General features: G+C 65.4%; 22 protein-coding genes. 8 read left to right on the top strand and 14 right to left on the bottom strand.

What is annotated here, in order from left to right:
* Positions 1-57: 57 nt before the first annotated feature.
* Entirely contained in the window at positions 58-2,322 is a 2,265-nt protein-coding gene (locus EH231_RS14525) for a winged helix-turn-helix domain-containing protein (protein ID WP_124712610.1), read from the top strand.
* Here EH231_RS14525 and EH231_RS14520 read toward each other — a convergent pair.
* From EH231_RS14520 to EH231_RS14485, 8 genes are all read right to left on the bottom strand, one after another.
* Positions 2,252-3,082 (bottom strand): bile acid:sodium symporter family protein, encoded by an 831-nt coding sequence (locus EH231_RS14520; protein WP_090427686.1) that lies wholly within the window; start codon positions 3,080-3,082, stop codon positions 2,252-2,254. The genes EH231_RS14525 and EH231_RS14520 overlap by 71 nt on opposite strands.
* Positions 3,083-3,093: 11 nt before the next feature.
* Complete coding sequence (locus EH231_RS14515; protein WP_044520004.1) at positions 3,094-4,101, bottom strand: hypothetical protein; 1,008 nt, start codon at positions 4,099-4,101, stop codon at positions 3,094-3,096.
* Positions 4,098-5,435 (bottom strand): Dyp-type peroxidase, encoded by a 1,338-nt coding sequence (locus tag EH231_RS14510; RefSeq protein WP_090427689.1) that lies wholly within the window; start codon positions 5,433-5,435, stop codon positions 4,098-4,100. The genes EH231_RS14515 and EH231_RS14510 overlap by 4 nt, the downstream gene beginning before the upstream one ends.
* Entirely contained in the window at positions 5,432-5,995 is a 564-nt protein-coding gene (locus EH231_RS14505) for a hypothetical protein (protein ID WP_090427690.1), read from the bottom strand. Before EH231_RS14505 ends, EH231_RS14510 begins: the two co-directional genes overlap by 4 nt.
* Before the next feature lie 113 nt (positions 5,996-6,108).
* Positions 6,109-6,399 carry a cupin domain-containing protein gene (locus EH231_RS14500; RefSeq protein WP_090427693.1) on the bottom strand — a complete coding sequence of 97 codons (291 nt, stop codon included), beginning with the start codon at positions 6,397-6,399 and terminating at the stop codon, positions 6,109-6,111.
* 13 nt (positions 6,400-6,412) lie between these two features.
* On the bottom strand, positions 6,413-6,733 hold the full coding sequence (locus EH231_RS14495; RefSeq protein WP_090427696.1) for a hypothetical protein: 321 nt from the start codon (positions 6,731-6,733) through the stop codon (positions 6,413-6,415).
* Positions 6,734-6,745: 12 nt separating this feature from the next.
* Positions 6,746-8,107, bottom strand: coding sequence for a cytochrome P450 (locus EH231_RS14490; RefSeq protein ID WP_090427699.1), 1,362 nt, complete (start codon positions 8,105-8,107; stop codon positions 6,746-6,748).
* Positions 8,108-8,185: 78 nt separating this feature from the next.
* Positions 8,186-8,608, bottom strand: coding sequence for a YybH family protein (locus EH231_RS14485; RefSeq protein ID WP_090428878.1), 423 nt, complete (start codon positions 8,606-8,608; stop codon positions 8,186-8,188).
* A gap of 137 nt (positions 8,609-8,745) precedes the next feature.
* Between EH231_RS14485 and EH231_RS14480 the strand changes: the two genes are divergently transcribed.
* A complete protein-coding gene (locus EH231_RS14480) occupies positions 8,746-9,855 on the top strand; it encodes a hypothetical protein (RefSeq protein ID WP_090427702.1) in 1,110 nt (369 codons plus the stop codon).
* A gap of 16 nt (positions 9,856-9,871) precedes the next feature.
* On the opposite strand, the gene EH231_RS14475 is transcribed toward EH231_RS14480, so the two are convergent.
* From EH231_RS14475 to EH231_RS14465, 3 genes are read right to left on the bottom strand one after another with little or no spacing between them, the layout of a single operon-like run.
* Positions 9,872-10,291, bottom strand: a complete 420-nt coding sequence (locus tag EH231_RS14475; RefSeq protein WP_090428881.1) for an arsenate reductase/protein-tyrosine-phosphatase family protein — start codon at positions 10,289-10,291, stop codon at positions 9,872-9,874.
* Positions 10,291-11,364, bottom strand: a complete 1,074-nt coding sequence (gene arsB, locus EH231_RS14470) for an ACR3 family arsenite efflux transporter (RefSeq protein WP_170856296.1) — start codon at positions 11,362-11,364, stop codon at positions 10,291-10,293. Before arsB ends, EH231_RS14475 begins: the two co-directional genes overlap by 1 nt.
* Entirely contained in the window at positions 11,361-11,792 is a 432-nt protein-coding gene (locus EH231_RS14465) for an ArsI/CadI family heavy metal resistance metalloenzyme (RefSeq protein ID WP_124712609.1), read from the bottom strand. The genes arsB and EH231_RS14465 overlap by 4 nt, the downstream gene beginning before the upstream one ends.
* A 100-nt stretch (positions 11,793-11,892) precedes the next feature.
* Here EH231_RS14465 and EH231_RS14460 point away from each other — a divergent pair, with 100 nt between their 5' ends.
* Positions 11,893-12,252: an Rv2640c family ArsR-like transcriptional regulator gene (locus EH231_RS14460; RefSeq protein ID WP_044519995.1), complete on the top strand. Its 360-nt coding sequence runs from the start codon at positions 11,893-11,895 to the stop codon at positions 12,250-12,252.
* 34 nt (positions 12,253-12,286) lie between these two features.
* On the opposite strand, the gene EH231_RS14455 is transcribed toward EH231_RS14460, so the two are convergent.
* The gene (locus EH231_RS14455) at positions 12,287-12,580 is read right to left on the bottom strand and encodes a DUF4193 domain-containing protein (RefSeq protein WP_044519994.1); all 294 of its coding nucleotides are present in this window, start codon (positions 12,578-12,580) and stop codon (positions 12,287-12,289) included.
* 158 nt (positions 12,581-12,738) lie between these two features.
* On the opposite strand from EH231_RS14455, the gene EH231_RS14450 reads away from it, so the two are divergent.
* Together EH231_RS14450 and EH231_RS14445 are read left to right on the top strand one after the other, a co-directional pair.
* Positions 12,739-13,053 (top strand): hypothetical protein, encoded by a 315-nt coding sequence (locus tag EH231_RS14450; protein WP_234927248.1) that lies wholly within the window; start codon positions 12,739-12,741, stop codon positions 13,051-13,053.
* A 72-nt stretch (positions 13,054-13,125) separates the two neighbouring features.
* The gene (locus EH231_RS14445; RefSeq protein WP_124714272.1) at positions 13,126-14,046 is read left to right on the top strand and encodes a TauD/TfdA dioxygenase family protein; all 921 of its coding nucleotides are present in this window, start codon (positions 13,126-13,128) and stop codon (positions 14,044-14,046) included.
* A 14-nt stretch (positions 14,047-14,060) separates the two neighbouring features.
* On the opposite strand, the gene EH231_RS14440 is transcribed toward EH231_RS14445, so the two are convergent.
* A complete protein-coding gene (locus EH231_RS14440) occupies positions 14,061-14,354 on the bottom strand; it encodes a hypothetical protein (protein WP_124712608.1) in 294 nt (97 codons plus the stop codon).
* A 344-nt stretch (positions 14,355-14,698) separates the two neighbouring features.
* Here EH231_RS14440 and EH231_RS14435 point away from each other — a divergent pair, with 344 nt between their 5' ends.
* Entirely contained in the window at positions 14,699-16,363 is a 1,665-nt protein-coding gene (locus EH231_RS14435; protein ID WP_124712607.1) for a CotH kinase family protein, read from the top strand.
* 4 nt (positions 16,364-16,367) lie between these two features.
* Here EH231_RS14435 and EH231_RS14430 read toward each other — a convergent pair whose 3' ends face one another.
* Entirely contained in the window at positions 16,368-17,312 is a 945-nt protein-coding gene (locus EH231_RS14430; RefSeq protein ID WP_090427714.1) for a YjiK family protein, read from the bottom strand.
* A 176-nt stretch (positions 17,313-17,488) separates the two neighbouring features.
* Here EH231_RS14430 and EH231_RS14425 point away from each other — a divergent pair, with 176 nt between their 5' ends.
* Positions 17,489-18,904: an amino acid ABC transporter substrate-binding protein/permease gene (locus EH231_RS14425; protein ID WP_090428890.1), complete on the top strand. Its 1,416-nt coding sequence runs from the start codon at positions 17,489-17,491 to the stop codon at positions 18,902-18,904.
* On the top strand, positions 18,901-19,674 hold the full coding sequence (locus EH231_RS14420) for an amino acid ABC transporter ATP-binding protein (RefSeq protein ID WP_090427717.1): 774 nt from the start codon (positions 18,901-18,903) through the stop codon (positions 19,672-19,674). Before EH231_RS14425 ends, EH231_RS14420 begins: the two co-directional genes overlap by 4 nt.
* The last annotated feature ends 1 nt before the right edge of the window (position 19,675 follow it).

Genomic DNA, 19,675 nt, shown 5'->3' with positions numbered 1-19,675 from the left:
CGGGACAACGAGATCGCGTTCGAACCTGCGGGATCTCGTCTGGCCTAGGATGCGAAAGTGGGAGCAGGATCCTGGCCGGCGCACATCCCGGTGGCGACCGTCGGACGGCCGGCCACCGCGCGCGCCGGTGTTCCCCGCCCCGGAATCGCCCGTGTGCTGCGGGATCGCACCGGTCTGGTGGTGATCGCCGCGCCCGCGGGATACGGCAAGACCACTGCGGTGGTGCAGTGGGACGACGCCGACGAACGCCTGTTCGCCTGGGCGCGGCTGGACAACCTCGACAACGACCCCGCGCATCTGTTGCTGCATCTCGCCACGGCGCTGAACCAGATCAGGCCCATCGACCCGGCGGTGCTGCAGTACCTGCAGGGCGCGGGCCGCGCCGAAACCCAACTGGTGTCGGCGTTCGTCCGGGCCCTCGAGAGCTGCGGGCCCGTCGTCCTGGTGCTCGACGACGTTCACGAGTTGTCGGCGAGCGCGGCCGTCGACACCCTGCGCGCAGTGGTGGACCTGGCTCCGAATTCGACGACGCTGGCGCTGATCGGCAGGCAGCTGCCCGCGCTCGATCTGGCGCGACGCCGACTGCAGGGCTATGTCGTCGAGATCGGAATTCCGGAGCTGAAGCTGTCCGGGCCCGAAGGTACGGCCGCATTCGCGGCCCTCGGCGCCGGCATGGACAAGGCCACGATCGCACGCGTTCTCGACAAATGTGAGGGCTGGGCGGCCGGCGTGGTCATGGCGGCGTTGGCGCTGCGCGATGGCGCACCCGCTGAGGCCGTGACCGGCAGGCACCGGCTGGTGGCCGACTATCTGGTCGAAGAGGTGCTCAGTCAGCTCGAACCCGACACCGTCACGTTTCTGACGGAATCAGCGGTCCTGGACCGCTTTTGCGCCGACGAGCTCGACGCGTTGCTGGGACGTACCGATTCGGCTGCGATGCTCGACGCAATCACCCACTCGGGCAACATGTTTCTGGTTTCCCTTGACGCCCAAGGTGTCTGGTACCGCTATCACCAGTTGTTCGGCGATCTGTTGCGCGCCCGATTGCGCGACCGCGATCCGGACCGGTTTCGGGAGCTGGCTGCGAGGGCGGCGGATCGGCTGGCCCAGGCCGGTGACGTCGACGGCGCGTTGACCCAGGCGCTGGCCGCCGACGACCGCGCTCAGGCGGCCGCGCTGGTGGGCATGGACGCCGTCCGGTTGGGTTTCGACGGCCGCGTCGGTGTGCTGGCCCGGCGGCTCAGCCTGATCGACGAGCAGACCTTCGCCGACTACCCCGACGCGGCGATCGCGCGGGCGTGGCTGGGCGTGATGAACGGTGACGCCGAGTTGATCCAGCGGTCGTTGCTGACCGCGAGCGCGGCGGACGGCGGTGAACCGCTTTCCGACGGCACCCCTTCGGTCGAGGTGGCTGCCGCGCTGATCGGTTCACTGATCGGTGTCGGGGGCGTGGGGGAGGTCATCCGTCATGCCGAAACAGTTCGTAGCGCAGGCGATCACCTGGTGAATCCGTGGTGGGGGGCGGCCACCACCATGAAGGGCACCGCGCTGTCCATGCTCGGCGAAGCCGCGCAGGCGCGGGCCACCCTGGAATCCGCGCTGCCGGTGACCGAAGACCTGCCCGGATTCCAGGCCGCCGCGCTGGCACATCTCGCCGCGCTGGACCTGCTCGACGGTGACCTGTCGGCCGCCGTCGAGCACACCGCGTCCGCGCGTTCGATCGTCGACTCACGGGACCTGTCCGACATGGTCCCGATGGTGGTGGTCTACGCGGTCGATGCGCTGGTCCGGGCCCGGCGCGGCGACGTGGCCGGAGCGCGCTCGGCGGTCAGCGCGACCGAGCGGCTCGTCGACCGGCTGGGCGATCTGTCCGCCCGCACCGCCCTGATGGCCCACGTGCTGGTCGCCGGTGCCGCTGTGGAGATCGACGACACCGAACTGTGCGACCGTCACCTGGTCGAGGCGCAACGCGCCCACCGGCGTGAAACCGAGGCGGTCGGCGTCGGGCAATGGCTGGACCGCATCCGAACCCTGTCGGCAGCCCGCACGGCCCGCGGTGCACGGTCGTCGCTGACGGCGGCGGAGCTGCGGCTGTTGCCCTACCTGGCGACCCATCTGTCTCTGCAGCGCATTGCCGACGAGCTGATCCTGGGCCGGGAAACCGTGAAGAGCCAGGCCACGTCGATCTACCGGAAGCTCGCCGTCGCCTCGCGCGCCGCGGCGGTGGCCGAGGCCGGCCGGCTCGGGCTGCTCAGCGAGTCCGCGCGAGCCGCCGCGCGAACGGCAACAGCATCAGAAACTCGGCGATCAGCACGACGGTGATCATCACGACCACCTTGGGATCGTCGAAGTTCTGGCCTGCGACCACGAACGCCGCTGCGGCGTTGCGCTGAGCGGTCCCCAGCGCCAGCACCTCCCGTGTCCCGGGACCGCCCATGAGCCAACCGATCCCGGCGCAGATCACCGTGTAGATGACGGCCGCCAGGATGCCGAACGTGCCGAAAACCGAAAGCACGCTGTTGAAATGGGCGGCGATCGTGAACGCGATCACCAGGATCATGCTGACGGTGGAGACCTTCGCGATCACGGGCTGGAGGCGGGCGGCCACACCGGGTCCGCGGGCCCGCAGTAGCAGGCCCGCGGCCAGCGGGATGAGCATCAGCACCACGAGGGACATCGCGATCTGGGCGGGGTTGACCGCGGTGCCCGAGACGAAGATCGGCAGGATCAGCGGCACGTATCCCACGGTGACCACCATCAGCAGCACCATCAGGCCCACCGCGAAGGCCATATCGGCCTTCGCGAACTCGGCGAGCTTGATCAGGAACGGTGCGCCGGCCGCGAGCCCGCACAACAGCAACCCGATCCCGAGCGGGTCGTCCAGGTCGAACACCCGCCACAGTCCGAATGCGGCCAGCGGGGCCAGCACGAAGTTCGCCGCCAGGGACAATGCCACCACACGAATGTTCTTGAGTGGAGCCAGAATCTGGCCGACGGTCAAGCCAAGACCCACCGCCAGTGTGCTCGACACGACGAAGAAGACAACGGCGATGTTCGAACCACGCAGGAGGAGATCGTTCATACCTGCCCCCATCAGGCCATCGTCACCAGGTTGCGCCAGAAGGACTTCAGGCTGTCACTGGCGCCGAACAGCGTCGTGAAGTGGGTGGAGTCGACCAGCACGATGTCACCGGCGCGGTCACCGGACGGCGGCATGTGGATCAACGCGTTGAACTCGGTGTTGCCCGCCAATGTGAACGGATGCGGCCGGGTCTGGTCGATCAACTGCCGGCCCAGCACCCTGAGATCCGGCCCCTCGGGCGCGGTCAGCTCATAGTGCGGCAGGTGCGGATGCAAGGCCAGCGTCGTGACGTCCTTCAGCAGGCCGGCGGAATCCAGATCGTGGAATCGGGTGAGCGGCACGATCTGCCTGGTGCCCTCGACCGTGGCCGGACGCAGACCCCAGGTGTTGTGCACCGGGATGTTCAGTCCGGTCAGCAGTGACCGCGCGTAGCCGCTGAAGCGCTGGATCCGCGGTGTCAGCGGATCACCGTGGTGCAGGTACTCCATCTGCTGCTGTTCCTTGTCGTCGGTGAACCCGACGTCGTGATGCGGTGCCAGCATCAGGCAGGTGCCCTCGCGCTTCAACCACTGCTGGATCGCGGCGATCTCGTCTTCCGTCGCGGCCTCGTCGCCGAGCAGATGGTCCAGGCCGAAGATCATCAGGGTGTCGGTGTCGTCCAGGATGCGTTCATCGATCGGCAACCGGTACCCGGCCTGATCGACCCGCTGGAACACCGCCACCGGATGCCCGGTCGCTTCGCCGGCGACATCCTGGAATGCCAGGGACGAGCGGTGGAACAGTTCCAGCGTCCCGTCGATGCCCTGCAGGAACTCCTTGGGGCTGTATTCGGGCGTCTCGTAGGCAGGCCAGGTGGCCAGGCGTACCTCGGTGACGGTGGAGAACCGGTTGTACAGCTCTGCCGGGTCGCGCTGGACCTCCCAGGGGTAGCTCCACGACCAGTAGATGCTGACGCGTCGCTTGCCGTTGCGCGGCCGGGCGATGTGGGCCTGGTTGTAGGTGCGAGCGTATGAGCTCATGCTGCCTCCTTTGTTCCAAGGGTCTTGAGGTAACGCAGCGCGTTCAGGCCGGGCAGGAAGAAGTACGCCCCGCCGCGCAGCGTGGTGAATGCGGGTAATCCCTTGTGTACTTTGCGGATCGGCCGCTTCGGAATCTTGAAGTCCAGCGTGCCGTCCTGGGTGCCGCAGATGGGGTCGTGGTCGTTGCCGAGATCCTTGAACGACTTGTCGTTGATCCAGACGTTCTGGGCGAACTCGAACTGACGGACCAGGCTGGCGCAGATCAGGAACATCCCGACACCGCGTTCGATCCCGTCGTCTGCGACGCCCTCGGGCAGCGCAGGCCCGTAGGTGCCGCTGCGCCGGATCATCCTGCGCCGGTTCGGGTTCGGTTCGGTATCGCGTGGGTTCAGCCTGCGGGCGTGGGAGCCCAGCGGACAGGCGTAGCCGTGCGGATCCATCTGGCCGTAGTCGAAATCGTTGTTGCGCATCGGATCCGCGCCCAGTTCCGGATCGTCGTGTTCGGGTGCCAGCACCAACGGTGCACCACTGCGCCAGCGTCCCATGAACTTGGCGGCCAGTAGCTCCTCGCCCTCGGCGCCCTCGGCATTCTGCTTCAGGTAGTCGCGGAAGGTCCCGACATGCTCCTCCAACCTGCGGTAGGCCATGTAGCTACCGTTGCGCGAAAGCACCTCGGGTGTGGGCTGGTTCGACACCAGCCCGTCCTCGTCCGGATAGCCGAGGAGGAACTCACCTGGTGCGAGCGCCCCGCCCGAACCGGGTATCAGCTCCTCGCCGGAACCCTTCATCTGCGGCTGAGATACCGGGTCGCGGTACCCGAAGTGATCGTGGTCGTACTCGAACGGGGCGGTGGCGGCCAGATCCAGATGCGAAAGCGACCGCACCCCGGGGCAGCGGGCCAGCAGCGCATCGTGCTCGCCGACGCACCGGACGCGTTCCTCCTCGTCCCGGGCGAACAGGATGACGATCGCGTGCAGATCGTCGCCCGCGAGCCCGCCCATCCAGTGTTCAGGTGCGGCCGCGCCGGTGTCCCCGAGGATGTCGGCGCGCGACGCCATGCCCTCCCGGAACTCGTCCGGGAACGACGCCAGTGAATCCTCGTCAACTCCCAACGCGCGCAACCCATTCCACGTGAAGGCCAGGTTGACCCAACGCTTGAAGACGTTCACCGTCTCGCGCACGTCGGTGGCCGACTGCACGAGGGGAACCATCTCGGCCAGCCAGGCTCGCCCGGCTTCGGGGGTGTCGAAGGACAGGAACTCGTACCGGCCGGTCAAGTGGGGCGTCCCGGTCAGCATGATGTGCTGGATATCGTCGAATTCGAGGTCCGTCATTGCATTTGGTCCAACATGTCGGAGAACGCGGCCTTGAGCCGCAACGCCTTCTTGACCTCCTCGGATGTCACGTACGGGTACTCGCCATACTCCAGGAAGCTGGGCACCTGGTGGTTGCGGACGAACATGATGAACGCTTCGGGGTTGGTCTTCCAGTCCTCCGGGAAGCCCTCAAGGTTGACGAACGCTGTGGTGATGCCCGTCGAGCTGAACAGTTTGACGGCGTCCTCGGTGTACTTGTCGAAGTCGGTGTCGAAGATGCCCTGGTACTGGAAATGCAGTCCGGAGCCGACGTCGAACAGCTGCCAGCGCAGGTAGTGCAGCTTCAGCGGGGCGAGCACGTCGGGCTGCGCGGCGACCGCTGCCTCGAGCTGCTTGCCGTAGGCCCGGATGGCCTCCTCGCGGCCCTCCTTCACCTTGGCGATGATGTTGAAGCCGTAGCACGCGGGGGTGCGGGGAAAGACCGGGCCGTACCGTCCCCGGGTCAGTTCGAAGTAGCCCTCCTTGGGGATGGCGAGAGCTGCGGGCTGGGTCCAATCGTTGTTTCCGTTGTGCGCCATGGCAACGAGATTATGGGCGCGGCAGCCTCCCGTCGTCCCCCAATTCGGGGGAAAACCGCCCGTCAGGGCCCTGAAGCGCACTCCGGGAGGTGATGCGCGCGTCACACCGGATGCTAGGAGAGTCGCTCCACTTCGACGAAGACGATCGGTTGGAGGTCACCGCGATTCTCGACGGTGTGCTCGGAACCCGCCGGGCGTGAATAGCTCTGGCCGGCGACGAGTTCTGCGACGATCTCGGTACCGTCGGCGGTGACGACATGCATGGTGTCGGTGACCAGTGGGACAACCACGTACTCGTGATCGTGCCGGTGCATCGGAATCGCACCACCCGGGTCGATCGTCCACTGAGTCACACGGAACCAGTCATTTTCGAGCTGGATCTCGCCGTGGGATCCGGTCGTCATGTTCGCTGCGCCATCAGAAGTCCGGCGTGCTCACGTCTTCGAGCTCCTGCTCGGGGCCGGTCGGTGCGATCGGCGCAGTGGGAGTCGTCTGGATCTCTGCCGAACCGCATTCCGTGCCGCTCACCCCGGGCGGGCACAGGTTGTTGCCGCTCGGTGAGTTCGGCACCAGGTAGGGGACACAATTCTGGGTGTAGGTGTCGTTGTCCTCGCCGTTCGGGCAGGCCGCCAGCGCGGTCGACGGGGCAGGAAGGGCGGCGACCGAAGTCGCCGCCACCATCGCGACCGCGGAGCAGGCGGTGACGATCAGGTGTCGGGTGGTGATCAGGGCTTTCATGTCATTTCACTTTCAGTCGATGATCGCGGTCGCCTTGTGCACGGTGATCGGCGCGGCCAGTTGCTGCTCGTCGCAGATCCGTTGCAGTTTCTCCAGTGTCTCGGCCAGACCCGGACCGGTCCGGCGGCCCGGCGTGAATGTCGCGGGCAGATGCTGCATGCCCTGGATGACGCCGATGGTCTCGTAGTGCACGGTGCCGTGGGGATCGCACCGGTAATCCGGCATCCGGTCGAGCACCCCGGTGAGCATCGACTTGAACACCGTGCGCGCCACATTCGAGCCGATACACCGATGCACACCCAGGCCGAAACTGAAGTGGCGGTTACCCGTTCGGTCCATCATGAGCACGTTCGGGTTCTCGAAGACCCGCGGGTCGCGGTTGGCCATCGCCCACGACAACCACAGCCGCTCACCCTCTTTGAGTGGCACGCCATCGACCTCGATGTCCTCGGAGATCGTGCGGCCGTCCCCGGGGGCCGGGGTGAAGAAACGGAGGAACTCCTCGGTCGCCGAGTCGAGGAGGGAAGCACGGTCCCGGCTCAACCGCTGACGCTGATCGGGGTGCAGGGAGAGCCACTCGAGCGAATGCGCGGTCAGTGCAGTGGTGGTGTCGAAACCCCCGCCGATCAGGAGCATGAGCATGCCCAGGATCTCGGAATCGGGTGCCGGCTCGCCATCGACGCGCATCCGGACCATGGCGTCGATCAACCCCGGACGTGGATCTTCGCGGATCACCGCAACGTGGCCCATCATGTGGATCGCGGAGGCCACGGACAGGTCGAAGACGCGTTTGGCGTCGGGGGAGTCGGCGCGCGTGTACACCGATGCGTGCGCGGGTTCGCAGTAGATCTCCCATTCGGAGAGGGGGACACCGAGCAGTCCCAGGGTCAGTACCGCCGGGACGATGTTCGCCAGATCGTCGACGAAATCGATACTGCCGTCTTCGATCTTCTCGTCCAGGCACGCCCTGACGAGCTCGTCGACCACCGGCTTCCACCGTGCGACAGCGGCCGGTGACAGGTAGCCGTTGAGCGGTGTCCGGTAGGCGCGGTGCTCGGGATCATCCATCTCCAACATGCCGCCGCGGAACTGCGTGCTCACTTCGCCGCGCGGAATGTTGATGCCCCGATAGCCTTTTCGTTCCCCGACGATGTCGTTGTCATTCGAGATGTGTGGGCAGCGGGCGAGTTCGAAGACTTCGCTGCTGCCGGCGGCCACCCAGTGCCCGCCGTAGGTGTCGGTCCAGGCCAGCGGGCAGGTGCCCAGCATCTCCGAGGTGATCGGCTCGAACTGGTCGCGATACTGCGGGGTGTGCCGATCGAAGTGGTAGCTGTGCTCGATATGTCGAGCCTCTGCCGTCGCACCCTCGGTCATCTGCGCTCCCAACGCCGTTGTGGGTCTGCAGGTCTGAGGATAGGAACTATGTGCCGTGGTGTGGGCGGTTCTGGTGGATCACGGCGTGAGATTCACGATTGCCTTGCCGTACTCAAGGTCCGCGGGCACCGAGACGTGGTCGTGAAAGACGCGCCAGACGCCGTCGACGCACCGCAGACATGCCGTCCATCGCAGCCACATGTCGATGTCGCGGCCGCTGGCCAGGGTGCCGCGGACGTGATTGAGGCTGTGTACGAACGCGATGTCGCCCTCGGTGGTGACGGTCAGCTCGTGTACGTCGTAGCCGATCGGTCCGGTGTACGCGGTGAAGACTTCCTGCCAGGCCCTTCGCTTGTTGTCGTCTCCCGCGTACCGCAGCGGTGCGCCGAGGTCGAAGGACACGACGTCGGGCGCGTAGAGGGCCGTGAGCCTGTCGAGGTCCCGCGCCCGGATCGCATCCACACCGTCGGCGATGCGCTGTCGAATGGCGGCTTCAGTCACGAATGTCACGGTAGGCCAGGCCGATGGCGTACCGGCGCGGATCGCCGCGACTCCGTTCGGCGGTTAGCGCGCCGGACCGGACTTGGCGGGTTACAGTTCCGTCAATCTCATGTAATTCTCAGGATTGGGGTCTGTGTATGGACGTTGCGGTCCGCCCGTGGTTGGCCACCGGAGTGGCGATGGTCGGCGCGACCGCGGTGGCGATGTCCCCGATCACGCCGTCATGGCAGGCGCCCGCTGTACCGGCGGCGGCCCCGGCGATCGCCTCCGATTTCCACCTCACCGACTTCGAGCTGCCCTACATCCTGACTTTGCCGATCGTGCGGCAGTCGATCCGCAACTGGGCTGAGAACTGGGCCGTCTACCTGGCGGGGCTGGGCAAGGCCGGGATCGGCCTGGGCCAGTCGGTGCTGGCGATCCCCGGCGTCACGGTGGAGATCATCCAGCAGATTTTCGATCTCGACTTCGTCGGGGCATTCGACACTTTCACCCAGGCGGTGCGGGATTCGGTGATCGCCGTCGGGCAGCCGCTGCTGGATTCGGCGATCTGGCGCAACCAGAAGTATCTGGTGGTGCAGGCCGCGATGGAGGCCGCATGGCCCAAGGCGGTCATCGACGTCGCCAACGGGTTCCTCGATGCCGGCAGCGGTGCCGTGAACGCGTTCATCCTGGGCACGCAGAATCTGGTCGCCGCCGTGCTCACCTTCGATCTGAGCAACATCATCGACGCCACGGTGGACGGAACGAAGAATTTCCTCGTCTCCCTCGGGGACGGGGCGAGGTCGATCGTCGACGGCATCGAGGCCGCTCAGCTCGGGATCACCACCGCGCTGGCGACCGCACCGCCGCCGCCGCCCACCTTCGACGCCGCGCAGCTGCGCAGTCTGTCAGCCGCGGCGCCGATCAGTCTCGGGGCGCCGTTCAAGGCTGTCACCGTCGACGTTCCCGACGCCCCGGTGGTCGACGTGCCGGACGTGGTCGACGTGACCGCCGAGGCCCAACCGGACGTGGAAGCGCCCGCCAAACTGGCTGCCGAACCGGAGGATTCACCGGTTTCGAAGAAGAAGGTCGCCGGCCGCACCGCGGTCAAGGCCGCGCTGAAACAGGTAGGTGCCGACGTCAAGAGCTTCAGTGACCGGGTAACCGGAGGCCTGAACAAGCACGCCGACAGCAAGGCTCAGGGCAAGAAGGAGAGCGCTGCCGCCGCGAAGCCTGCCGGCGGGGAGTCAGAGCGCGGCGAGGACTGAGTCGGCATCTCGAGGATCAGCCGACGGGATTGATTCCGAGGTCCTCGAGAAGAGCGCGAACCCGCCGCTCGATGTCGTCGCGAATCGGCCGGACCGCTTCGACCCCTAGGCCGGCCGGATCGGCCAACTCCCAGTTCTCGTACCGCTTGCCGGGGAAGTACGGGCAGGTGTCCCCGCAGCCCATCGTCACGACGACGTCGGCCGCCTCGACGACCTCGTCGGTCCATCGCCGAGGTTGTTCGTGCGCGATGTCGATACCGACTTCGGCCATCGCCGCCACGGCCGCGGCGTTGACCGTGTCGGCAGGTTCCGAGCCTCCCGAGAACACGGATGCCCGGTCTCCTGCGAGGTGGGCCAAGAAGCCCATCGCCATCTGGGACCGGCCTGCGTTGTGCGTGCACAGGAACAACACGCTGGGGCGGTCCCGCTCGGTCATCACCTGATCCTCACGGGTTTGGTGTCACCCACGGTGGCGAACCGGCGTCGCAGACCCAGGGACACGTAGACCAGTGCCACGAGTACGGGCACTTCGATGAGCGGGCCGACCACACCTGCCAGAGCCTGGCCGGAGGTCGCCCCGTACGTCGCGATCGCCACCGCGATGGCCAGTTCGAAGTTGTTGCCCGCGGCTGTGAACGCGAGAGTGGTGGTGCGCTCGTAGCCCAGCCCCAGGACCGCTCCCAGTGCGTATCCGCCACCCCACATGATCGCGAAGTAGGCCAGCAGCGGCAGCGCGATGCGTGCGACGTCCCACGGACGGCCGGCGATCTGGTCGCCCTGGAGCGCGAACAGCACGACGATGGTGAACAGCAGTCCGTACAGGGCCCATGGGCCGATACGGGGCAGGAACGTCGATTCGTACCAGTCCCGGCCTTTCGCGGATTCACCGATGCGGCGCGACAGGTAGCCGGCCAGCAGCGGAATACCCAGGAAGATGATCACCGACTTGGCGATCTGCCATGGTGATGTGTCGATGCGGGCTTGCTCCAGGCCGAGCCAGCCGGGCAGAACCGACAAGTAGAACCAGCCGAGCACCGCGAACATGAGCACTTGAAAAACCGAATTGAGGGCGACCAGTACCGCGGCGGCCTCGCGGTCGCCGCAGGCCAGGTCGTTCCAGATGATGACCATGGCGATGCAACGGGCCAGACCGACGATGATGAGACCCGTTCGGTACTCGGGCAGATCGGGCAGAAAGAGCCAGGCCAGCGCGAACATCAGGGCGGGACCCAGCACCCAGTTGAGGATCAGCGAGCTGATCAACAGCTTGCGATCACCGGTCACGCGGTCGAGCCGGTCGTAGCGGACCTTCGCCAGGACCGGGTACATCATGATCAGCAGGCCCAGTGCGATCGGCAGCGAGATGCCGTCGATCTGAACGTGATTCAGTGCGGTGTTGACTCCTGGAACGAGCTTTCCGAGCAGCAGGCCCACGGCCATCGCCACGGCGATCCACACCGGTAGCAGCCGGTCGAGCGTGGAAAGCCGCGCGGGGGCAACCTGGTTCACGCTGTGCAGCAGGCGCCGCCGGATTCGGTGCCATCGAGTGCGGGTGAGTCGGTGCCGAAGGATTCCGAATCGGCGAGAACTGTGTAGACCTCCCACTTCTCGCCCGCGGGACCGGTCACCCACACCTTGTCCTGGGTGGCGAAGCAACAGGTGGTGCCGATCTCCTCCTCGGTGAACAGGCCTTCGTCCGTGAGACGGGCGATCTCTGCGTGCACCTGGTCACTCGACTCGACCTCGACGCCGAGATGGTTGAGTGTCCCGCCGTGCCCGGGATTTTCGATGAGCACCAATTTGAGCGGGGGAGCGGCGATGGCGAAGTTGGCATAGCCGGGCTTGACCTTCGCCGGCGCCGTATTGAAGAGCTTCGAGTAGAACGCGATGGCTTCTTCGAGATCATCGACGTTCAGGGCAAGTTGTGCGCGGGACATGTCAGGCTCCCAACCTCTGCGACTTATGTCGAACTATTCGGGCAGCATCGATGATGCCACCTCTTCGACGTATGTCAATATCCTCTGGCAGAATGGTTGCATGCCCAAGGCGTTGCCGGTGGTCGACACCTCAGAACCGGTCTGCTGCTCACCAGTGGCGGCGGGTCCGATCGATGACGATGGAGCGCTGGAGATCGCCTTAAGGCTGAAAGCGCTGGCCGACCCGGTGCGGGTGAAGCTGGTGTCGCTGTTGTTCAGTGCGGAGGCTGGAGAGGTCTGCGGGTGTGACCTGGCGGCCGCGGTGGGCCTGGCCGAATCGACGGTCAGCCACCATCTGTCGCAGTTGCGGCGAGCGGGAATGGTGGAGTCCGAACGGCGCGGTATGAACGTCTACCACCGCCCGCGCCGGGACTCGCTCGTCGCGTTGTGCACCGTGCTCGACCCGAACTGCTGCCGTTAGAACAACGACTGTCGGGTCTGATTCGTCGGTCGCGTCAGACGCACTCGACGCAGAGCAACTGCTCGCCCTTCTGCAGGGCCAGCCGGTTGCGGTGCTGCACCAGGAAGCAGCTGGAACAGGTGAACTCGTCAGCCTGCTTGGGGATGACCCGAACGCTCAGCTCCTCGCCGGAGATGTCAGCGTCGGGCAGGTCGAACGAATCGACCACCTCGTCCTCGTCGATGACTGCCGTGTCGGCTGCGGTGCGCCGCGTGGCCAGCTGTTCCAGCGACTCCTCAGCGGGCTCGTCGGTCTCCTTGACGCGAGGGGCGTCGTAATCGGTAGCCATGAATGATCCTCCTAAGTTCAAGACCAATGTTTCTCGCCAACGCCACAGCGGGACTTCTTGTTCCCCGGACGAACAGCCTGTAAACGTCGGATGCACGTTAGCGGTTCAATCCGCCGGGGTCTGCATCGGTGGACGTGATGCTGAGTACAGTCGTCGGCGTGCATGACGATGTCAGAGGTTCGGACGCCGAGATCTTCGATGACGCCGAGCTCGATGAGTACCTCGATGACGACGACGCGGATCTGGAGGACCTGGACGCCAACGGCCAGGTGATCTCGATCCGACGCGCCAATGGCGAGGAGCTCCTCACCATCGTCGCCCAGGACGACGAGTGGAATGTCGACCTGCAGCCCGGGGGTTCCGTGCAGAGTGCGTTCCTCGGTTCCCGACGCGACACCCCGGTGTGGATCAACGCCCTCGACGGTCAGATCGAGCGTGACGACGACGGCACCTACGTCATCCGTATCGACTGACCTTCGAAGGTCTTTGCGCTCGTAGTGAGCGCAACCGTGGTGCTGCCACACCCCGTCGCCGATGGTGACGGGGTGTCCTCTCTGCGTGTAGTGAAGCTCGGTGCCCACATCGGGGCCCGCGTCGACGGAATCGACGTCAACGGCAACCTCGACGCGGCCACGGTGTCCGCGATCAACGATGCCCTCCTTGAGCACAAGGTCATCTTCTTCCGCGGCCAAAACCACCTCGACGACGACGGGCAGCTGGCCTTCGCCCGGTTGCTCGGCACGCCGACGGGAGCGCATCCGACCGTCACCTCGCGGGGGGACCGGATCCTGCCGATCGACTCGCGGTATGACAAGGCCAACAGCTGGCACACCGATGTGACGTTCGTCGACCGCATCCCGAAGGCCTCGTTGCTGCGGGCGATCACACTGCCGGACTACGGCGGCACCACGACGTGGGCCTCGACCGAGGCGGCGTACGACCTGCTGCCCGAGCCGCTGCGGGCGCTGGTCGAGAACCTGTGGGCGGTGCACACCAACCAGTACGACTATGCGGCCGATTACGACGGGCGTCACGAGGAACTCGCCGACGGCCACCGTCAGTACCGCGAAGAGTTCGAGTCCGTGTACTACGAGACCGAGCATCCGGTGGTGCGCGTCCATCCCGAGACCGGTAAGCGGGTATTGCTGCTGGGCCACTTCATCAAGCAGTTCGTCGGCCTCGGCGCCGCCGAATCGGCCACGCTGTTCCAGCTGCTCCAGAACCGGGTCATCAAGCTGGAGAACACCATTCGATGGAGCTGGGAACCCGGCGACCTGGCGATCTGGGACAACCGGGCCACCCAGCACTACGCGGTGGCCGACTACGACGACCAGTTCCGCCGGCTCAGCCGGATCACGCTGGCCGGCGATATCCCGGTCGACGTCCACGGACGGCGCAGCAGGTCGATCGCCGGCGACGCATCGCGATACTCCGAGGTGGTCACGCCTGCCGCGTTGGCGAGCTGACCCGGGCGGGGTGATCAGAGCCGGTCCATCTCCCGAGCCATCAGGCTGTTTTCCAGGTAGCTGCACCGCGACGGGTAGTAGCGGGCATGCCGACGCTCAGTACTCGCATGCCAGCGTGCTGCCACCGATGACATCGCATGCGACACCATCGCCATGACGTTGTGGTCCCCTCGGGAACCCGCTGCCGCCGCGGTACTGAACAGCACCTGCTGTTCGGTGATGAGCACCGGTTCGCGTGAATCTCGATCCGATGCGGTCTGTTGTGAGGCTTCGCGCTTGTCGACGGAAACCGGATGAAAAATGCTCATTTCGAACTTCCTCTGAACCAAGCGCCGTGTTTTCCAGCGCTTTCATGAAGAAAACGTACGGCCGCCGGCGGTCCATCCTCACGCGTAGTGCACTACCTCTATATGCGACGTTTCGGACGGAACGTTCTTTTACAGCCGGGCTTCCCGAGGCTGTGAAGTGGACAGGTTGGGCGATTTGTAAAGCTCAACACGCAGTTTGCCACTGGCCGATGGCGTGCGGAGCGGGACCTTTCCTGCGCAACTATCTTGTTCCCGCGCAGTGCAATTGGATGGCCACTCGTGTGTGTGTCGCGCACACTGATCGTCAGGGATTCGGCGAGAGGTGCTGACATGGGGGAGATCCGATGAGCGCGCAACAGCAGGAGAAGCTCGACGCGCTCTATGCAATCGACAACGTGCTCACAGTCAGAATCGCTATGGCGCAAGCGGACTGGGATGCGGTGCGCACCGAACAGCCCGACGGCGGGATATGCAACTTCGACTGGGACGGCGGTTCGCGCTACACCTGGCGCAAGGCGGCCTCGGTGGAGATCTCTGGGACCGCGTTCCCCGCACGGGCCGAGTTCAGCGATGTCGGCGTCAAGAAGAAATCCTTCTGCGGCTCGATCAACAGTGAAAAGCCGTGCATTCACCTGGATTTCGGCAAGTTCAGCGATACCAGTGAGGAGCGTGCCGAGGATCTGCTCGGATCGCGTTACCTGACCCTGAACAACTCGATCCAGGACCTGTCCTACGTCCGCCAGCCGCTCGGCTACCACCTGCTCGGGATGGCGGGGCTGCCGCACTCACGCTGCAACCTGGTCCGCGTCTTCGTCAATGGCACCCCGATCGGACAAGGCTTTCCCGGGGTCAACGCGCCAGGCGTCTACGTCAATGCCGAACCGATCATGAAGCGGTACATCGAACGTAACTTCGGCAACATGAAAGGAAATCTGTACGAAATCGAACACAGGGATGATTTCGTGGCAGACCGACTGCGCCTCATCGCCACCGAGGACCTGTCGGCGTTCGACAACAAGGCAGACCTGAAGCTCGCCATCCGCCACATCGCCGACCACGGGATCGACGGGGCCGCAGAGGTGTTCGATGTCGAGCAGTTCATCCGGCTGTATGCCATGGAGTTCTTTCTCAAACACTGGGACGGCTACTCGAACAACACCAACAACACCTACGCCTACAACGACGTCACGGCAGTCGAGGCACCCGGGCTCGGCGACATCAAGTTCAAGCTGATCCCGTGGGGCATCGACCAGACGTTGCGGACCGACCACCGGTTCAAGCTGGGTGGCGCCGCGGTACTCGCGCAGCTGGTGCGGGACGACGCGGCCCGGCGCGAGCAGTTGTTCGATCAGATCCGCACCTTTCGCGACACGATCTTCAGCCGGCAGTCCCAGCAGACGGTGCTCAAACCACTGCTGGACCAGCTTGAGAGCGTGGCGGCCGATCTCGGTGTACCCGGTGCCGCCGCTCAGGTCGCCACTGTGCGTCAACAGCTGCGGCTGGCCGAATCAGCGGCCTACGCGCTGACCGGGATCCCAGACAACGCCACCGTCTACCTGCTGAGCGAGGAGGCCGGCGCCGCGCTGCACGCCAGCAACAGCGAGACCATCCCGCCGGGGGCGGCCGTAGGGGAGAACTTCGAGGTCTACCACTGGCCGCTGAAGGACGACAACGATCCGGCCGATCTGTGGCGGATCACCGACGCAGGCGGTGGGCGGAAATCGCTGACCAGCCAAGCCTCCGGCCGCGTGTTGCACGCCAGTGACAGCCTGACCACGGACCAGGGACACAAGTACCTCTACACCTGCGCGCCGGCCAACGGCGACCATGCCGAGGAGTTCGCGGTCGTCCCGTCGGCGTCGGCACCGGCCGACTTCGCCTACAGCGGCTACCTCCGGCTGGTGAGCGCGCGGACGAACCTGCACGCCACCTACGGCATGGACCTCACCCCGGGTGGTCGGGCCCGGGTCCATCAGGAGCCGCTCGGCTCGCGGATCTGCTTCTACTGAGGGTTCAACCTCCGGTCACCGCGTAGCCGCCGCGGTCGTCGACGATGAGGATCCGTCGCTTGCCGTCCCGGTAGAAGGCGGTGCAGCCCTCCGGCTTCATCGACTCGTCAAAGCGTGCCCCGGTGACCCGCAGTGCCTCGGCGCCGCGCGTCCAGGTGCACAGCGCGAACGGCTCGGCCTTCCTGCTCAACGACTTGCCGAGCAGGATCAGGAACTGGCCGGAACGCTCGTCGTAGGAGATGTCGCGGATGCCCTGCAGCGCTGCCGAGTGGGGCACCCGCAGGGTCCGGGTGACCGGGGTGCCGAGGGCCGCCGTGGTCCATGCGGCGGTGCCGGCGGCCGTGCTCCATAGGCCGCTCGCGGCCGCGGGAACCTCGACGATCGTCACCTGACCGGGCTCGGCAGGCCCGCGCACCCCGAACAGCAGCGCCCGGGCGCCCGGATCCCACGCCACACCTTCGATATTGACTCCGCCGTCATCGGGTTCGGATGCCGCTGCTGCGGCCAGGGTGGGCTCGTGCGCCAGCAGCCAGGACCGGAACCCCGCCATCGGTTCGGCCCGCAGGTCACCGGAATCGGCGTAGCGGATGCGGACCAGCCCGTCGTTGACCCGCGAAGCCGACACGGACAACGAGGATGTCGCGACGAGGTAGGTCCGGCCGTCGGTGTCGACGCGGGTCAAGCCCTCGGGATCACCGAGTTGCCGCTCCGTCACGCCCACCAGGTCGCGCCGTCGGATCTGTTTCAGCTCGTCGTTGTCCGGATCCAGAGTGAGCTCGAAAACCGCTGTGGGCTCGTGATTGTCGATGAAGACGAACCGTTCCGGCGCGACCTGGACCACCCCGGATGCATTGAACACCACGCCGTCGTTGCGCTTGCCGAACGAACGTGACTTGATCCGTGACTTGTCCCCGAACAGCTCCCGCGGCGTCTTCAGGGGCTCGGCCATATAGCGATGCTAAGCCGGTGGCCTGCGCCGTACCCCCGGAAATCCCGCCCTAATCGCGGTCGCGACGATAGCGTGAGGACTCGTCGTTTCACACCTGGATAGGAGACTGGACGATGAGAGCCGAAACCGCGTCGGGCGAGGGCATCGCCGGAGTACTCCGGTCCCCGCAACGGCTGATGGCCGCCGTCGTGGCGTTGCTGGTCGGGCTGTTCGGGGCCGCGATGCTGGCCCCGGCGCGCGCCGCCGCCGAAGGTGAGACCTATATCGTCGCCACCGACATCACGTTCGCCCCGTTCGAATTCCAGGACGTGGATGGGAAATTCGTCGGCATCGACATCGATCTCATCAACGAGATCGCGGCGAACCAGAAGTTCAACATCACGATCAAACCGCTGGGCTTCGACGCCGCGCTCCAGGCGGTTCAGGCCAATCAGGCCGACGGGGTGATCGCCGGCATGTCGATCACCGATGAACGCAAGAAGGTCTTCGACTTCTCCGATCCGTATTTCGAATCCGGCGTGCAGATGGCGGTGCTTGCCGGCAACGAGGACATCAAGTCCTACGCCGACCTCAAGGGCAAGCGGGTCGCGGTCAAGAACGGCACCCAGGGCGCCGAGTTCGCCGAGTCGATCAAGGGCAAGTACGGCTTCCAGATCGTCTCGTTCGCCGATTCCGCGTCGATGTTCGAGGAAGTGAAGACGGGTAACTCCGTGGCCGTCTTCGAGGACTACCCGGTGCTCGCCTACGGCATCCAACAGGGCAACGGGTTCAAGACCGTGACGCCGAAGGAGAAGGGCTCCAGCTACGGCTTCGCGGTGAACAAGGGCCGCAATGCCGAACTGCTGAGCAAGTTCAACGCGGGTCTCAAGGAGCTCAAGGATTCCGGCCGTTACGACGAGATCGTCGAGAAGTACCTCGGCGAGGGCGCCTCGGAGGCCGACAACTCGTTCTTCGGATTGATCAAGAGCACCTTCCCGTTCCTGATGGCCGGCCTGAAGATGACGCTCATCCTCACGGTGGTGTCCATCGCCATCGCGCTGGTGCTCGGCATCATCTTCGGTCTCTTCCGGGTGTCACGGTCGATAGTGCTGCGGGCCATCGGCACCACCTACGTCGATATCTTCCGCGGCACACCACTTCTGGTGCAGGCCTTCTTCATCTACTTCGGCATACCGACCGCGCTGGGATTCCAGATGACGGCGCTGACCGCGGGCATCATCACGCTCTCGCTCAACGCCGGGGCCTATATGACCGAGATCGTGCGCGGCGGAATCCAGGCTGTGGACAAGGGACAGATGGAGGCGGCCCGCAGCCTCGGTATCGGATACCTGCCGACGATGCGCAAAGTCATTCTGCCGCAGGCGGTCCGCACCATGATCCCGTCCTACGTCAACCAGTTCGTGATCACCCTCAAGGACACGTCGATCCTGTCGGTGATCGGCATCGCCGAGCTGACCCAGACCGGACGCCTGATCATCGCCCGCAACTACCAGTCGTTCACCATGTGGCTGATCATCGGCATCATCTACTTCATCGTCATCATGGCTCTGACGAAACTCTCCGACCGGCTCGAGAAAAGGATGGTGAAATGACCCAGCTGGTACCGGAAGCCGCGGCCGCCGAGCCCGAGGGCACCGTCAAGATCCGCATCGAGGGCCTCAAGAAGTCATTCGGCGACCTGGTGGTTCTCGATGGCATCGACACCACGGTCAGCAAGGGCGAGGTGGTCTGCGTCATCGGACCGTCAGGGTCGGGCAAGTCCACCTTCCTGCGGTGCCTCAACAAGCTTGAGGACATCACCGCGGGCAAGGTCACCGTCGACGGATTCGACCTCACCGACCGAAAAGTGAACCTGGACAAGGTTCGTCAGCACATCGGCATGGTGTTCCAGCACTTCAACCTGTTCCCGCACATGACGGTGATCGACAATGTGACGCTGGCGCCGCTGCTGACCAAGAAGATGGACAAGGCCGCCGCCGAGAAGCGGGCGATGGAGTTGCTGACCCAGGTGGGCCTGGCGGAGAAGGCCAATGTCAAACCGGCGACGCTGTCCGGCGGGCAGAAGCAGCGTGTCGCGATCGCGCGGGCGCTGGCGATGAACCCGTCGATCATGTTGTTCGACGAGGCCACCAGCGCGCTGGACCCGGAGATGGTCGGCGATGTGCTGCAGGTGCTGCGCGACCTGGCCGAGGGCGGCATGACGATGGTGGTGGTCACTCACGAGATGGGGTTCGCCCGCGAGGTGGCCTCCCGCGTGATCTTCATGGCTGACGGCAACATCGTCGAGGACGACACCCCGTCCGAGGTGTTCGACAGCCCCAAACATCCTCGGCTGCAAGAGTTTCTGTCGAAGGTGCTGTAGC

This window comes from Mycolicibacterium nivoides, assembly GCF_003855255.1.
In the GTDB taxonomy this organism is placed as follows: Bacteria; Actinomycetota; Actinomycetes; order Mycobacteriales; family Mycobacteriaceae; genus Mycobacterium; species Mycobacterium nivoides.
The sequence above is the reverse complement of the archived record's forward strand: the minus strand, read 5'-3'. Positions and strand labels throughout refer to the sequence as shown.